Source organism: Aridibaculum aurantiacum (assembly GCF_017355875.1).
Lineage (GTDB): Bacteria > Bacteroidota > Bacteroidia > Chitinophagales > Chitinophagaceae > Segetibacter > Segetibacter aurantiacus.
In genome coordinates, this window is the sequence record NZ_JAFEWC010000002.1 from 281385 (window position 1) to 297814 (window position 16430).

Genomic DNA, 16430 nt, shown 5'->3' on the forward strand with positions numbered 1-16430 from the left:
ATTGTGTCTTGAGAATCCATTTCAAGACACGATATCAAGTAATCTTAAACTATTAAAATTTTCAAAATGAAATTTTTGAAACTATTCTCTACAGCTTTCTTAGTTCTTACGCTGTTCTCTTGTAAGAAGCTGTTAGAAGTACCGGAGACCGATAACATCGGTGGTGATATAGCGCTTCGTACGGTTTCGAACAACGAGAGTGCGATAATGGGAGCTTACACTCAACTGAACCCAGAAATGGCTATTCTTTTGAACTCTACTTTCTCTGATGAAGTAAAGGTGGGAGAATTCTATAACGCGGCAACCACTCACGAGTGGCAGTTTGCAACACAGGATGTTACCATTCGTGATAACTTTAATGCGATGGTGGTTCTTTACAGGGCAGTTGACAGGGCTAACCGTGTTATACAAGCTCTTCCTAATGCTACTGCTTTAAAGGCTTCTGATGAGGCTACCCGTTCAAGAGTTTTGGGTGAGGCTTACTTCGTAAGAGCGTATGCACACTTCGAACTTGTTAGGTATTACAGCGGCAACTACGATCCAAATGGCCTGGCTATGACTTATATGGAGTCTCCTACTTTGTTACCTCAAACAAGGATCACTCAAGGACCATACTACCAGAAGATCATTGCTGACATCAACGCTGCAAAGCCTTTGTTGCCTAATAACCAAAATGACATCTACCGTGCTAACAGGTCTGCTGCTGTAGGTCTGCATGCAAGAGTTGCTTTGTACATGAGGGATTGGGCTACTGCTGCTGCACAGGCAACAGAATATATCAACGCTCTTCCTCTTGCATCAAGAACAGCTTTCCCTGGTATCTGGCAAGATGTGAACAATACCGAGGTTGCATTTAAATTGGCAAGAACTGCACAGATCGGTGGCCGTGTAGGTTCACTTTTCCGTGGTACTTCTGCTAACTCTACCAACATCGGTACAATCACATGGTCTCCTTCAGACAAAATCTGGAATGCTTACGACCAGACAAATGATATCCGTTTCCCAACGTATTTCAAAGTTGAACCAATCCTGGTTGCTGCTAACAGGCCTGCTCGCCTGATCAACAAATATGCTGGTGGTTCTTACGGTTCTCCTAATGAGAATGTTGCTGATATCAAAGTATTCAGAACAGGTGAAATGATCCTGATAAGAGCTGAAGCAAGAGCTGAGCAAAATGACCTTGCTGGTGCAGCTGCTGATGTTAATGCACTAAGAAATGCAAGGATCACTGGCCACACCAACGTTACTTATGCTACAAGAGATGCTGCTATCAATGATATCTTGTTAGAAAGGTTCAGAGAGTTGCCTTACGAAGGACATAGGTTCTGGGATCTGAGAAGGAAAAACATGCCAGTAGAAAGATTGGCAAGTGATGCACCATCAGCTACTTCACAAACTTTACCTGCTGGTCATTTCCGTTTCGTTATGCCAATTCCTCAAACTGAGATACAGGCAAACCCTGCGTACCAGCAAAATCCTGGTTACTAATTCCATTAACTAACTAAAATTGTAAGCATGTCTTTTTCACGAAAAATAGTCTTTTCTTCATTGGCTGCAGCTTTGGGTCTTATGGGCCTGAAAAGCTGTAAGCCGCATGAATTTATGCAAGAGTCCCTAACAAGTTTCGCTGTTACCAATACAATTCCGGGCGATACTTTGCATGTGGTGTTGGATGGCCAACTGCATACACCACCTAATGCCCTGGGTGTTCTTTTTGGAGGTACCAGTATCTCTCATACAGGTGCTGCTACTCCTTATCTTCCAGCTATTGCGGGAGGACATACTATAGGTTTGTCAAGGGATACAGGTAAAACTGTATATGCTAACCACCAGGTAAATCTTGAGCGTGGTGTAGCTTATACCTTCTTTGCTGTAGGTACCCAGGCGCAGAGGAACTTTATTCAACTGAGAGACAATCTTTCATTGCCAGCTGAGAACACAATCAAAGTACGTTTTGTGCATGCAGCTCCATCTACAGGTCCTGTGGATGTAACATTTGCAAGAGGTACTACAGATAGCGTTACCCTTACCAACAGAACAATGTTGAGCAGTGGTAATGCAGGTACAGCTGAGGTTTTCACGCAAATTCCAGTAACAAGAGGTACAACAACTCATGCTACTTCTTACACAATAAGAGTGAAAACAGCAGGTACTGGAAACGTGATTGCATCTGGTACTACCAACCTGGGTGGTGTTTTCACCAGCCCTCAAAACAAGATCTATACTTTTTACCTGAGAGGTGGTGTTAGCAACACTGCACTTGGCTTAGGTGTTACAAGGAATTACTAGTAGTTCTCAAGATCTAAATATGAACAGGCTGCCTATCAAGGCAGCCTGTTTCGTTTTGTCCATAACTCTAAATGTGAATAATGATGATGTATGGAGTTCTTATACCGCTTGTTTTTCCATATGTCGTTTCATCACCCAAAAGAATAGTGGCGGAATGTGCGCCAGTATCATCATACCAGGATAGCCAGTAGGCAATTGTGGTGATTGATCGTGGTGGCGAAGAACCTGGTACTTGCGGCTGGCCATGAAGTGATGGTCGCTGTGGCGGCTCAGCTCAAATAGCATCAGGCGGCCAAGCACGTGGTTGCTATTCCAGCTATGGTGCGGCAAAGCACGTTCATATTTTCCCGGTACTATCTCCTTTCTTACCAGTCCATAATGCTCAATATAATTTACCGTTTCAAGTAATATAATACCTACTACTGCCGCCGCCAGGTAGCAGGCGAAAATGAATATTCCATAGGTAATAAGGACAAGGCTGATAAATAGGAACTGGTAGATCGTAAACCTCAACATTTCATTTTGCCAATGAAATTTCGGCCTTCTTTTCTTCTTCATGTCGGTATTAGCAATTTGCCATGCATGCACATATCCATTGAATACAGAGCGAAAGAAGAAGCTATACAGCCATTCATTTTCCCTTGCTGTATTAGGATCGTTATGGGTAGCCACATGCTTATGATGGCCACGATTGTGCTCAATAAAGAAGTGCATGTAAAGCGCCGGGAGTAAAAGTATTTTCGCCAGTGCCTGCTCCTGCTTATTTGCACGGTGGCCAAGTTCGTGGCCTACATTTATACCAAAGGCACCAAGCAGTAATCCCATGCTCAATATCCTGCCTGTAACATCCAATATAGTTAAGTCATTCTCCTTTAGAGAATCGAGAAATGTAAATAGCAACAAGTAGAGAACAACAGGTACTGCATACAATATGTAGTCATAGGTTTTGTCTGCGTTGGCTACTTCCTCTTCGGCTTGTTCCAGATTTTTTGCACTCGGCGGTAGTAACAATTCTGCAAGCGGAATAAGCACGTAAGCCCACAGAACCGGCAGGTAACAATATGTTCCTGTACGAGTAAATGCTAACCATGCGAGTACGCCAACTATAAAAGGTGAAGCATATTTATAAGCCCGCAGTTTCATCTACCAAACCTACAAATAATGGCAAACAAAAAGAGGAGGTGAAACACCTCCTCTTACATGCTATTCTAAAAAAATTATTATTGATTCCTGCGCACTCTGAATGATACCTGTACGCTTCTAGTAATTGAACTGTCGGTGATATTTCCTGAGAAACTACCTGCTACATAACCTCCAACATTTCCATATTCTGTAATGGTGGCAGGAATGGTAGTGTTCTGATCCAATCTGCCACTTCCGCTTGGAGAAGATATGGAGAGAAAGGTGACGTTCGTATTTCCTGTAGTGTTACCATTGAACAGGATGGTGATGCTTTTCGTTTGTCCTTGCGACATGCTAAAGCCGCCAATGTTAGTTGAATTATTCTGCGGGTTGTAATACATCATCAATGAATCTGCTGGTGGTAAAAAGTTATGCTGCGTACCATTTACCGTAAGATTGATGAACTCATTGATAGTAGTACCGCATGCAGTGGTATTACCAGTATTGTTCAATCCTGCAGATAATGTAATGGTTTGTTGAGCCTGCTGGTTAGCTGCGGTATCTATCACTACAAGAGTAGCAGTTTGGTTAGCGTTGCACACTGATATATTGAAAGAGAAAGCACCATTGATGATGTTGGTCCTGTAAGTACGCTGGCCGGTAATCAGGTCAGCTAAACCACTTACAATTGGAGCACCCGAGCAGTTGGTAGCCGTACCTGTTATGGTAGCTGCCTGCATATTTGTACCAGTAGTAGTTACAGAAATATTTGCAGGGCTGCTGAATGGTCCTATGTTCTGCGTATGTAAAACACTCTGGCAGTTATTGATCAATTCCAGCACCAATGCTTCATTAGCCGGTACTAAACCAGTAACTACACCTGCAGTATCAGTAAACGAATACGAATAGCTGTTGGTGGTGGTTCTTTTGATTTTTACTTTGGTATGTACAAGTGGTTTACCTGCCTGGTCTTTGATGGATGCAGTAAAATTTACCAGTGGAAATGGTGCATCACAATTCCAGAAGGAGAAGTGAGAAACTTCTGCATTATAAAAATTACCAGACTTAGTTGCGGTACCTTCTTGCTTCCACAAGCCGGTTGATTCTGTAAAACTCCATAAAGCAATTTCTGCAGGCGCTGTTGCTACTATAGAAGATGGAAGGAAGAATTTTAAGGTAGCTTTTTTGCCTTGTGCTATCTGTAATTTTTGACCAGCTGATCCACGTAATTCTACTGCTACCATTCCATAGCTTTCAAGTCCAACTTCATTGTTAGACGCATTAATTCCTCTCAGATCTCCCGGCATTTCTCTCTCAAGATTTGCTGATGTAGGATCAATCCATGCAAGCGATACGTTTACATCTCCTGTGTATGGAGCATTAGTGGAAGCAACTACAACAGAAGATGCAGGAAGCGTAACAGTAGTACCATTTGTAAGGCTTACTGAACCCCCGGTTGCCATGCTTATAGTACCTGCACTTTGTTTTGGAAGCAGTTTCATTTCTACATAATGAACAGCACCTTGCTTAGCTACAATTGTGCGGCTTCCGGTAAAATATCCTTGTTTGGTAGCCTGCACGAACGCAGCACGATCAAATACACGTACATCATTAAGGGCGAATTCACCATTCACATTGGTAACTACATTAGTGCTTCCAGTTCTTATCATAGCACCAACTACGGGCTTGTCTAATTCATCCACTACACGTCCACGAATGGTAGTAGTGATGTTGGGTGTAAAAGATGGCTCCGGTGTAGTAGGATCAATATCTGCCGAAAATTCTTTTTGGCATGCAAAGAAAGAAGTAGCCGCTATGAGCAGTATGGCTATCAGTAGTTTGGTTTGTTTCATTGTGTAAGAAATTTGATAAGTAGATACGTGCCCAATATTTGCCGTTGCCTGTTTCAAAATATTTTTTCTGTTAGTAAATAAACAAGCCTAGCTTAATAGCGTCTTAAGCACCCACACCTTCCTCATGGTAAACCAGCAAATTAAAAATCAGCACCTGCTTTGGCGCGCTGGATTTGGACCAGCAGCTGATCAACTTACAACACAATTTTCTATCGCTACTCACCAGCTATATGCTTCAATGGTCAAGGCTTCTAAAAAGCCACCTTCCTTCATTAATGTAGCTGCAGATATTTACGAGGACCTTGTTCCGGGTTCTGCTTCAATGAGCATGCAGGAGATACAAAAAGAATTGCAGGATGAAAAAAAGAGAGCCTTCCAGCGCAAGAGCAGGGAAGCAATCAAAGACCTGAACCTTGTTTGGCTACATGAAATGGTGAATAGCGAAGCGCAGCTGCGCGAAAAAATGGCTTTCTTCTGGCATGGCCACTTTGCCTGCAGGAACCAGAATATTTTCTACCAGCAAAACCTGCTTCACGAAATACGCACCAATGCATTGGGTAGTTTCAAAGACCTGCTGCTGGCTGTAAGCAAGAGTGCTGCTATGCTTGCTTTTTTAAATAACCAGCAGAATAAGAAACTACATCCAAACGAAAATTTTGCACGTGAAGTAATGGAGCTCTTCACACTGGGCAGGGGACATTATACAGAGACAGACGTGAAAGAAGCTGCAAGAGCATTTACAGGCTGGGGGTATAATGCAGCAGGCGAATTCCATTTTAGAAAAGGACAACATGATGATGGAAAGAAATCCATCCTTGGCAGGTCAGGAAACTTCAATGGAGATGATGTGATCAATATGCTGCTGGAGCAAAAGCAAACAGCTATTTACATCAGCCGCAAGTTGTACAGGTTTTTGGTAAATGATATTCCCGATGAAGAAAAGGTGCAATGGCTTGCGGGAAGATTTTATGAAAGTGGTTATAACATAACAAAGTTGTTAGATGATATTTTCACCAGCAACTGGTTTTATAATGAAAAAAATATCGGCACACGGATCAAATCTCCTGTAGAACTGGTAGCAGGTATACGCAGGTTGTTGCCAATGAAGTTAGAGAATGATGATGTCCAGTTGCTGATGCAGCGGTCGTTAGGGCAGGTGTTATTCATGCCGCCGAACGTAGCTGGTTGGCCGGGCGGAAAGAATTGGATCGATAGTTCTTCGCTGGTATTGCGTATGCGTATTCCGCAGCTCATTCATGATAATGATGTGTTTTCCATTCAGCCTAAAACAGACGATGACACAGGTATGGGAATGATGGAAAAAGCTGTGGGTAAAACAAAGATGCAGCCGCAAATGGCGAAGCAAAATGACCGGTTCAGGTTGAATGCTGATGTGTATTGGGAGCAGTATGTAAAGCAATTTGAAACAACATCGCGTGAACAGCTATACCCGGTGCTGGAGGCTTCGGTACTTCAAACCAAGCGTGGTCTTTTGCCAGGAGGTGTAGTAGAAAATGCTGCAGATAAAAGCAGCAGGCACAACTACATTAAATCAATTACTATAGCTTTTATGAGTACACCTGAATACCAGTTGTGCTAAAAAGATCTAAATCTAAATGCAGGTGTTATGCTTATTAAGCGTCGCGAATTTTTACAGGTAGGATCTCTGGCTACAGCCTCGCTGATGCTCCCAAAATTCTTAAAAGCCCTTGAACAGGGCAACCTGGTGCCGGAGGGAAACAAGGTGGTTGTGATACTGCAACTAAGCGGTGGCAACGATGGCTTGAATACGGTTATTCCTGTACGTAATGATATATACTATAAGCAGCGGCCAGCACTGGGTATAGTAAAAGATAAAGCGCATCAACTTACTGACGAGGCTGCACTGCATCCTTCTTTAACGGCTTTCAAAAGCTTGTACGATGATGGTAGCCTCGGCATCATTAACAGTGTAGGATATCCGAATCCTGACAGGAGCCATTTTAGAAGTATGGATATCTGGCACAGCGCCAGCCTTAGCACCGACTACTGGAACACCGGCTGGCTGGGCAGGTATTTAGATGCCCAATGTAAAGGATGCGATAAGCCAACACATGGTTTGGAAATTGATGATGTGCTAAGCCTGGCACTAAAAGGAGAAGAAGTAAAAGGGTTGGCTTTAAGAGATCCGCGCAGGTTGTATGGCACCAGCCAGGAGAATTATTTTAAAGAAATAGCAAAGCACCACAAGCACGATCACGATGAACAGCCGGTAGATTACTTATATAAAACACTCAGCGAAACGCTCAGCAGTGCCGACTATATTTACAAGCAAAGCAAGTTGCGCCCATCCACTACAGATTATCCAAAAACGGGTTTGGGAAATAGTTTTAAAACAATCGCCTCACTTATTTTTTCTGATATCAATACCAAGGTGTATTACGTAAGCCTTGGCAGTTTTGATACACATGTAAACCAGCAGAACCAACAACAGAAATTGTTTGCTGAAATGAATGATGCTGTGGCTGCATTTGTAAAAGATCTAAAAGCTAACAATCGTTTCCAGGATGTATTGTTGATGTCGTTCAGTGAATTTGGTAGAAGAGTAGCGCAGAATGCAAGTGGCGGCACCGATCATGGAACGGCGAATAATATGTTCCTGGTGAGTGGCGGCTTAAAGCAGCAAGGCATACTGAATGAACTGCCTGATCTAACAGACCTGCAGGATGGCGACCTGAAACATAAAGTAGATTTTAAACAGGTATATGCTACCATACTAGATAAATGGCTGGCCGCTGATGATAAAGCTATTTTGAAAGGCAGCTATGAGAAAATGGCCTTTATATAGAAATATGTTTGCAAGTTTTCAGCAATTGTAAGAGACAAGCTTTGCCTGTTGTTACAGGTATGAAGTTTCTGTTTCAATAGAATAATACATATAGAAGATGCCATCTGTTTAAAAACAAATGGCATCTTCAAACACTCATTTCTGGTCTTCTATTTTCACCTTTCTTATCTCGTTCCTGCCAAAGAATGTTGGGAAATACATCAGCTCTGCTTTGGCAGGATTGAGTGTAAAACTTCCGCTGTAGCGAGGTTCCAATTCTATTTCGAATGTATGTGTGCCGGTGCGCAGGCTGTTGGCAAACACTACTAGTTTGTCTTTGAAGTATTCCTTATGCACAGCCCACTGATCCTGCTTGCGACTGCTATAGTTGCATCCTGCAGGTATGGGTATATGTATCATCACATACTCTGCATCTGCACGTACATTCACTTTTACCACCATTTTTATTTTTTCACCGGCTGGCAGTTTCAGCACCTGCTGCCCATTTTTTTCAAAATAGGTAGTGATATCAAATTTGCCTGTTGCTGGCTTAGCACTATCATTCCACCACTTCTGGTACAAGGTAATGTAGGTGTACCCACCACCAGACCTGCTCACCTGGTAATTGCCACCTGCAGGTAGTGTTGTTTTAAATGGAAACGTGTTAACGGAAAGGGTGGTGTCGCCTTTCACTACAACCTGTGCAGGAGCGGTTGCATTTGCATTTTGCTGTAGCATCTGCGGAAGGATAGCATCTACAATAGAAGCCGATTCTACTGTGTTGCGCCAATAGCCGCCGCGCTTGTGCTCCATAAAAAATTGGATGATTTTTGGAACGAGGTGCTGGTACTCTTTTTCATTTTTTATAGTGTGAAAAGCTGCCAGGGTAGTAGCCACATGATTGCTGTACCACAAGTAGTTTTCTTCTCCCCAGTACATACCACCTGTCATAGTTTCCTGAGGTTTTGATACCAGCCTTTTCAATTCCTTTTCACCACCAGCTTTTTGTTTGCGCATTACCTGCACCCATAACCACTGCTGGTGGATGCCCAGTGAATCGTAAGGTGTTTTTTCAAGCTCTGTTTTATAATCCATAACATGGCCAGCATTGGATAGGGTGGCAATGATAGAAAGCTTGTTTCTCCAATGCTGATGCGGCAGCTGGTTGTTCAGGTACAATAACCCATTGCGGATGGTAGATTCAACCAAAGGTTGTTCGCGCAGCGGAAGCAATGCCTGCACGATGTATGCTGTAATATTAAGGTCAGGCTTTCCACTGCCCCACCAGCTCCAGCCGCCCTCATAATGCTGTGCGTCCTGCAGTTTTTTAAGCAGGGCATTCATTTCTTTTTGATTTTCAAAAGGCTGCTGCAATGCTGCTCTTATCCGTTGCTCCAGGGCAAGCCCCTTAAGTTTGGAAGCTGTTTGTTCCATGCAGTAAAATGGATATTTCTTCAGGTGATCCAGTTCCTGTAGCAGTAGATCGAGTGTGTTGTTTTGCAGGTAAAGCGAAATAGGCAGCCCGTTCTTTTTACCTGCATATTCAAATGTAGTATCCCTATAAGCCACGGTAAATATGCCTTCTGTTTCTTCGCTGCCTTGCCTGAACACCGGCAGCTTTCTTTCTTCACCATCATTGAAGCCTGTGGTAGCTGAAACAGTAAATCCAATGGTTGCGGTATCAGTAGTAGCAGGCGCAACTACATGCTGTTGTATAACTGAAGAGGCTGCCTTAAGATCGAAAACAGATGGTGGCGCAGTGGCTTTATTATAGATAAAACGAGCTTCAATTTTATAATCATCATTTGTGTGATTGAGTGCTTTGCCAACTACTTTGACAGAGTCTCCAACTACAAGAAATTGCGGCAGGCTTAGCTGTGCAGCTACTGGTTTAAATGCTCTTGTAAAACTTGTGCCTTTACCCACACGTTTTTTCTTGTCCATGGCCAGTACAAACATTTGCCAGCCTGTAATGTTATCAGGATAAATTGCCGTGAAATGAGCCTTACCATCAGCATCGGTGAATAGTTGTGGTTCCCAGAAAGCATAATCACGAAAAGCGGTACGCTGCGTCTTTACGCCGGTGATTATGAGGATTACACCGTTAGCCCCTCTTGCTCCATAGATAGAAGTTGCTGCTGCATCTTTCAGCACTTCCATGCTGCCGATCATTTCAGGCTTTATATGCAAAGGAAGCTCGTTGTAAATTATTCCATCTATTACATAAATAGGAGGAGCAGCACCATTAATGCTGCTGGCACCACGGATACGAATGAAACCATCTGCAGCACCCGGTGCTCCCCGCACTTGTACCCCAGCAGCCCTTCCCTGGAGTTCATTAGCAAAAGTCAATGATAAATCTTCTGAACTGGTAGTAACTACAGAACCTGTCATACTCTTCATTCTTTTATTGCTATAGCCCACTACCACTACTTCATTCAATTCCATATTAGACGCTTCCAGTTCTACAACAAGATTTGTTGTTTGGTTGCTGAATGTTTCTACAATCACTTCTTTGTGTACATAACCCAATGATGAGATCACCAAAGTATACCTGCCTGGTTGAATATGGGCTATTGAAAAATTACCACCCATATCAGCAGCAATAGAGAATGAAATACCTTTCAAGCTAACAGCACCACCGGGTATAGCATTGCCTCCTTTCCTGTCTTTTACTATTCCTATAATATTACTATTTCCTTTAGGATAAGTGCGCAACACTTCTTTTTGAGGCTCCACAACAGGTTGAGTTATGGGTGCAGGTATAGGAGTATCTAACTGCGTTAATATTTTTTTTATGATTGAATTATTAGGTTTATAAACAGCTCTATGTGTTTGAATACATAATGTACTATCGGCTGCAATGCGTACACGAACATGTGCTGTTGACCAATCTTTATTTACCAGCAGCAATGAGTATATGCCGGGTTTAATGTTGTTGATCTGCCTGGTATGTCCTGGCAGAACGAGGTTATTCATGCCAGAATCAGGATGGTACAGCACTACATACCTGAGGTTGACAGAAGTATCCTGCTTCACCGTAAACATTAGTTTTCCATTGCTTGGATGCTGCAAGTAAGAACTGTAGTGAGTAAGTTTTAAATAAGGCTCATGTTTTATTGGTTCATACTTTATAACAGGCGGCGAAACAAGTGTATCGCCTAATCTCCATTTGGTTTTAGAAACATGTTCTAGTGGCACCTCTTTTTGTAAAGCAGGAAATATGGGTTTCCTTTCTAGCCTGGTTATCTGTTTTGATAAATTATACTCATAGCCGGGTTCGAAGATGAATGAAATATCAAAATTACCGGGAGCAAAAAATTGTACATAATTCATAGGAGTAAAGGGACCAACCAGGTGCCTTATGTTTCCATTGAGCTTTACCAGTTTATTTGCTTGCCATAAATAACCATAATTGGTTTGATAATTATTATCTAATTGCAAAATGGATGATTCAATTAATCTTCTTTCTGCATCAGTATAGTGAACCGGTCGATCTTCCACCAGCGCTTTTGCTGGCAATTTGTCTACATCAATCACTATATCATGCTTGTAAAATGGCTGCAGGTAAATGCTGTCTATTTGAATGTATTTATTACGAAGTCGAATGCCTACCTGCGCATATCGTTGCACCGATGGCCAAACATAATTCATGGCATCAGTTACGCCGTTGTAGTACACCAACTGTCTGTTGAGGTAAAGAAGATATATCTCTTGCGGCTTACCTTTTTGTACCACATGTACACTCACTTGCGGTATAAATTCAGCTATAGGAGTAACTACATCGTAAGGTGTTGTAGATGGGAAAAGCATGCGGTAGTACAGGGCTGTATCGGTAGATAGTTTTTTATTCCAATGCGCATACTTACCTAAGCTATAGCGGGAAGAAACGCCTGGTTCGTCCACTTCGTATTTGTTTCTCAACACCAACCGCTTGCTTTTGTATGTGGCCAGGTATGGCGGATCCTGTACCTGTATGGCATCTTTGAATTGTGCATTGTATGCTACTGCAGAAAGATTCACTCCTTGAGCCGGCCGCCCTTTATAGTCTTTAACTTCTACTACCACAGAATCTTGTTGCCCGGGAAACACAGTGGAATTATGATGCAGGTCTACTTTCAGAAGTTTATACAACAGGCCAATGTTTTCTTGTCCCTGCTGGTGGTTTCCGCCCCACATATAGCTCCACTTCACTTGCAGCATTTTTCTTTTATTCGAAATAGCTTTCTCCCACTTAATAGCCGGGTGATCACTTTTACCTTCAGCTATTACATTACTTCCATAAAGCACGAGATAATTAACCGGTATCTTATAAGGATTGTGCAATACAAAGCCGAGTGTATCGCCGCGGCTAATTCGAGAGAGAGAAGGGGAATACCGGCTGTTGATCTTTGTAGAGTTCTTTAAGGTATCTTTTTCGTGAATAGCTTTGAATAAGTATTTGTCAGCTAGTGGATCTATTTTTAATTTAACCGGATATAATACTTCTATTTCTTTATCAATTAAATCACCAGTAATATATACTGAACCTTTTGCTGCTATTTCTTTTCCATTATTTCTGAAAATAGCCACAATGCTATCATCTACTAACTTTACATCTAATTCCTCGCTTTTTACTTTATAATCTATTTCAAGCTTTTTTTCCTGGAGCTCGTTGTTGCTGTTTTTGAAAATAGCATTGGCTGCAATTTTTAAATCAGCATGTGGTAATGCGGATGATGGTATGGAGAATGTTGTTTCGCCTGTTGTTACCAGATCTTTTTCTACATTAAATAAAGTGTCTGCTACATACAAACTGTCCTTGTAATAATTATTGATTGTAGAGGTTAATAGCAGTAGCCTCACTTGACCATCAAGCAGGTTGTTGCCATTCGCGTCTTTAGCAGTGGCAGTAAACCTTAAGCTGTCGCCTAAGTAATAACTGGTTTTATTGGATGAGAAGTTATAGCTGCCAATATCATCCAGTACATAGTCTTCGGTAGAAAAGGTTTTATTAAGCAGCGTCTTCTGCTTTTTGCTTTTGAATGCGATGGTGTATTTGATATCAGACACCAATGTATCGCTAAGTGGAAAACTATAGATATAAGCGCCCGGTGATGTAGGTGCAAGATTTGCCAGCAATTGCAGGAGATTCTTTCCACGGGCATAATACGAAAGAAACACATCCAGCTTTTCCTTGGAAGGCTTTTGTTTTTTATCGAGAATAAATGCTTTTAGTTTTACGGTATCAGTCAATTTATATTTTGGCTGGTTAAATAAAACATAACCTGTTCCTTCAGCCTTGTATCTCTTATATCTATATCGCCTTTTAAACAGCGACTTGATATTATTAGGTAACCACAATAAGGATCGGCCAAATTTGCTATAAGTGAAATTCTTCCAACGCTGCTTCCAAACCGGCACCTCAAATGATTCATCATCTTCTAGTGTAACGAAATTGGTATCGCCGGGTGCATATACTTTCACCAGGGCTTCTTTTATCTTGTTTTGCCTTGGCCAATAAGATCTTGATGCTGCATTATATTTTGCTTTTTTGCCGGCGACATACACATCTGCCTTTTCAATGAAATTTCCATCTGCATCGCGTACATCAAGCTGTATCTTCTGCTGGTGATTAACCGGGTAAACGATCAACCTGGATACCGTTTCTATTCTTGCCAATACATCGTTTTCCATCACCTGTATAAGTACATAGTTACCTACAGGTAGCCTCTCTACATCCACAGCATTTGAAGGAAAAGAATCAAACACAGGCGCATCTAAAAACATATTGATCGGGATGCTATCCCACACTATAAACTTTTCAGCCCATGCTGCTGTTGTTCTATAAACCAGTACTTTTTCACTTTGTTTTCTAACCTGCTTCAAGTTGACCTGCCCATGTAGCTGTAAGGAAAACATAAGCAGTAGGAGAGTAATTAATTTGTTCATTTGTTTGGTGTTGGCACAGGCAGGATGCAGTTTACATGATAATTGCATAACTGGTAGGGAAATGATTTGTCGACCAATCATCATTAAAATAAAAAAGTAAAGACATGGCAGTAAAAGAAGGCGGTAAAGCTCCGGCATTTAAAGGCGTAGACCAGGATGGAAAAACTATTTCTCTTGCAGATTATAAAGGAAAGAAGGTGGTAATGTTTTTTTACCCTCGCGACAATACACCCACCTGTACTGTTCAGGCATGTAACCTGCGCGACAATTTTGGGCTGCTACAGCAAGAAGGTTTCCACGTTATTGGCATTAGCACCGATAGCGTTAAAAGCCATAAAAAATTTGAGCAAAAGTTCAGTTTGCCTTTTCCCCTTATAGCCGATGAAGACCTTGTTATTGTTCAAAAATATGATGTGTGGGGTGAGAAGAAGTTCATGGGTAAGACCTTTGATGGCATCCATCGCACCACTTTCATCATAGATGAAGAAGGTAAAATCAGGAAGATCATTAAGAAGCCAAACACAAAAGATCACGCACAGGAAATAATAACAGCGTGGAATGATTCATTAGGCGGTTGATGTTGTTTTTGTTGTCATGCCTCTGTGGCAACCTGCTCTTATCAGGCATATTTTATAAAACAGAAGGAAGCAACTATAGGGGAGCATAAAAAGTTAATATATTCGTCCTACCCCCACTTATTATTCCAATTTCAACCTGATCCTAATGACTATAGTACGAATTAAGGAGAATTCGTGGCTGGCAAAAATGGCTGCCAGGCAACTTAAAGCAAACAAAGTGGCTATGGTTTTGGGTAGCACCATCCATTTGTGGGAGGCCTCTAAAGAAGAATTTTTAAATAATAAAAAGTGGGTACGGCACGAAGTGGCTCATGTAAAACAATACCAGCGCCTGGGCTTTGTTCGCTTCATTTTCCTATACCTTATTGAAACCTTCAGCAAAGGGTATGAGCATAACAGCTTTGAGGTAGATGCCCGCAAGAAGGAAAGGGATGTGAATGTGATGCAGGGAGTCGAGTTCAGTTAACTCAAGATCCATTCAACGGAACCGAACGGGATAGCGGTCACACTGCCGGTGTAAATAAGTAGCTCACCCTGTTCGTTCACGCCGAGAACTTTTGCTTCAATTACTGCATTGTCTTTTTTAAGCCTTACCAGTTCGTTGCTTTTATACAGTCGTTGGTTATAATCCTGCAGTATTTGAGCCAGGTTACCTTCTGCTAGTTGTCTCCATCGTGCTTCCAGGCAACCACAAAGCTGTTTGGCCAGATTAACAATGTCAAACGTTTTCCCGGTCAGTTGCTTCAGCGAAACCGGGTTTGGTAAAGAAGGATCAAATGAAACCTGGTTGATATTTATCCCGATGCCGATAATGGCAAACTTCCACTCAGCGCCTTGCAAAACGTTCTCAATTAAAATTCCGCCTGCCTTTCTGTCTTTCCAATAAAGGTCGTTCGGCCATTTAATGCAAGTATATTGTGGGGCATGTACCAGGAAAAAGTCGTGGCAGGCTAATGCCACCAGCATGCTTAGATAAAATTGTTGAGCTATTTGCAAACCTGGGGGTACTACGGCTATACTAATGGCCAGGTTCTCACCTGGGGCATCTTTCCAAGATTTTCCGCGCTGGCCGCGGCCTGCCGTTTGATGCTTTGCTAGCCATGCTGTACCATGGTCTGCCAAAGAGGCTTGCACCTGTGCCATGGCATAGTTGTTGGAACTATCAACAGTATCCAGTTGTATAAGCGGTGTGCCTATTGGAGTTACAGGTGGCAAAGAATTACTATTTTTGCCGCGAAGTTATAGAAGGAAGTGCCGGTTTAACAATTGGTAGTACACGGTTTCCAAAAAACAAACGGAAATTTGTTGCTGGACTAAGATGAAAACATCCCTGATCGTTTATATTCTAAGCCCTCTTAATTGTATTTGATACTTATTTAAAAAAGAATTTATTTGGAACCACTTGAAATGTTGTCGAACCGGAAAAAGAACCCGGCTACTAAGATCAACAGGAACTCAAAGCTTTTTAAGACAATCATAAAAGCCATACAGGAAAAAAAAGGTGAAAACATTGTTTCGCTCGACCTTCGTAAGATTCATGAAGCGGTAGCGGACTTTTTTATTATATGTGAGGCCACCAACCCGCAGCAACTACGTGCGATAGGTGAATCGGTAGAAGAAGAAGTGAAAAAACAATGTGATGAACTACCTTACAAGCATGAAGGTTACCAGGCACTACAATGGATACTAATTGATTATGTAAATATTGTAGTACATGTGATGCTACCCGAACCACGCAAATTCTATGGATTAGAAGAAATGTGGAGCGATGCTGAACGCATGGAACACGAAGGGTAAACCTTTTTCGCCCGTACATACACGGGAATAAAATATCTAACAGAGAAGACATTT

At 42.0% G+C, this 16430-nt stretch carries 11 protein-coding genes; 7 read left to right on the forward strand and 4 right to left on the reverse strand.

The genetic code is table 11. The features are described 5' to 3' along the window. Positions 1–66 precede the first annotated feature (66 nt). Together J4N22_RS12785 and J4N22_RS12790 are read left to right on the forward strand one after the other, a co-directional pair. Positions 67–1488, forward strand: coding sequence for a RagB/SusD family nutrient uptake outer membrane protein (locus J4N22_RS12785; protein ID WP_207495165.1), 1422 nt, complete (start codon positions 67–69; stop codon positions 1486–1488). A 27-nt stretch (positions 1489–1515) separates the two neighbouring features. Further along, on the forward strand, positions 1516–2289 hold the full coding sequence (locus J4N22_RS12790) for a DUF4397 domain-containing protein (protein WP_207495167.1): 774 nt from the start codon (positions 1516–1518) through the stop codon (positions 2287–2289). A 99-nt stretch (positions 2290–2388) separates the two neighbouring features. Here the strand turns inward: J4N22_RS12790 and J4N22_RS12795 are convergent, their stop codons facing one another. Both J4N22_RS12795 and J4N22_RS12800 read right to left on the reverse strand, forming a co-directional pair. Continuing rightward, entirely contained in the window at positions 2389–3432 is a 1044-nt protein-coding gene (locus J4N22_RS12795; RefSeq protein ID WP_207495169.1) for an alkane 1-monooxygenase, read from the reverse strand. Between the two features lie 77 nt (positions 3433–3509). Continuing rightward, positions 3510–5264 (reverse strand): carboxypeptidase-like regulatory domain-containing protein, encoded by a 1755-nt coding sequence (locus J4N22_RS12800; RefSeq protein ID WP_207495171.1) that lies wholly within the window; start codon positions 5262–5264, stop codon positions 3510–3512. Between the two features lie 124 nt (positions 5265–5388). On the opposite strand from J4N22_RS12800, the gene J4N22_RS12805 reads away from it, so the two are divergent. Both J4N22_RS12805 and J4N22_RS12810 read left to right on the forward strand, forming a co-directional pair. After that, the gene (locus J4N22_RS12805; RefSeq protein ID WP_207495173.1) at positions 5389–6864 is read left to right on the forward strand and encodes a DUF1800 domain-containing protein; all 1476 of its coding nucleotides are present in this window, start codon (positions 5389–5391) and stop codon (positions 6862–6864) included. 27 nt (positions 6865–6891) lie between these two features. Next, entirely contained in the window at positions 6892–8091 is a 1200-nt protein-coding gene (locus tag J4N22_RS12810; protein ID WP_207495175.1) for a DUF1501 domain-containing protein, read from the forward strand. A 135-nt stretch (positions 8092–8226) separates the two neighbouring features. Here the strand turns inward: J4N22_RS12810 and J4N22_RS12815 are convergent, their stop codons facing one another. Then, a complete protein-coding gene (locus J4N22_RS12815) occupies positions 8227–14001 on the reverse strand; it encodes a carboxypeptidase-like regulatory domain-containing protein (protein ID WP_207495177.1) in 5775 nt (1924 codons plus the stop codon). Between the two features lie 104 nt (positions 14002–14105). Here J4N22_RS12815 and bcp point away from each other — a divergent pair, with 104 nt between their 5' ends. After that, positions 14106–14579 (forward strand): thioredoxin-dependent thiol peroxidase, encoded by a 474-nt coding sequence (gene bcp, locus J4N22_RS12820; RefSeq protein ID WP_207495179.1) that lies wholly within the window; start codon positions 14106–14108, stop codon positions 14577–14579. Between the two features lie 145 nt (positions 14580–14724). Beyond that, positions 14725–15045 carry an eCIS core domain-containing protein gene (locus J4N22_RS12825; RefSeq protein WP_207495180.1) on the forward strand — a complete coding sequence of 107 codons (321 nt, stop codon included), beginning with the start codon at positions 14725–14727 and terminating at the stop codon, positions 15043–15045. On the opposite strand, the gene J4N22_RS12830 is transcribed toward J4N22_RS12825, so the two are convergent. Then, on the reverse strand, positions 15042–15794 hold the full coding sequence (locus tag J4N22_RS12830; RefSeq protein ID WP_207495181.1) for a biotin--[acetyl-CoA-carboxylase] ligase: 753 nt from the start codon (positions 15792–15794) through the stop codon (positions 15042–15044). The two genes, J4N22_RS12825 and J4N22_RS12830, sit on opposite strands and share 4 nt — an antisense overlap. A gap of 177 nt (positions 15795–15971) precedes the next feature. Here J4N22_RS12830 and rsfS point away from each other — a divergent pair, with 177 nt between their 5' ends. Then, positions 15972–16376 carry a ribosome silencing factor gene (gene rsfS, locus J4N22_RS12835; RefSeq protein WP_207495183.1) on the forward strand — a complete coding sequence of 135 codons (405 nt, stop codon included), beginning with the start codon at positions 15972–15974 and terminating at the stop codon, positions 16374–16376. Positions 16377–16430: the final 54 nt, after the last annotated feature.

Coding starts and splice junctions, on each gene's coding strand:
- J4N22_RS12785 (WP_207495165.1), top strand. CDS start 67: ATGAAATTTTTGAAACTATTCTCTACAGCTTTCTTAGTTCTTACGCTG.
- J4N22_RS12790 (WP_207495167.1), top strand. CDS start 1,516: ATGTCTTTTTCACGAAAAATAGTCTTTTCTTCATTGGCTGCAGCTTTG.
- J4N22_RS12795 (WP_207495169.1), bottom strand. CDS start 3,432: ATGAAACTGCGGGCTTATAAATATGCTTCACCTTTTATAGTTGGCGTA.
- J4N22_RS12800 (WP_207495171.1), bottom strand. CDS start 5,264: ATGAAACAAACCAAACTACTGATAGCCATACTGCTCATAGCGGCTACT.
- J4N22_RS12805 (WP_207495173.1), top strand. CDS start 5,389: ATGGTAAACCAGCAAATTAAAAATCAGCACCTGCTTTGGCGCGCTGGA.
- J4N22_RS12810 (WP_207495175.1), top strand. CDS start 6,892: ATGCTTATTAAGCGTCGCGAATTTTTACAGGTAGGATCTCTGGCTACA.
- J4N22_RS12815 (WP_207495177.1), bottom strand. CDS start 14,001: ATGAACAAATTAATTACTCTCCTACTGCTTATGTTTTCCTTACAGCTA.
- bcp (WP_207495179.1), top strand. CDS start 14,106: ATGGCAGTAAAAGAAGGCGGTAAAGCTCCGGCATTTAAAGGCGTAGAC.
- J4N22_RS12825 (WP_207495180.1), top strand. CDS start 14,725: ATGACTATAGTACGAATTAAGGAGAATTCGTGGCTGGCAAAAATGGCT.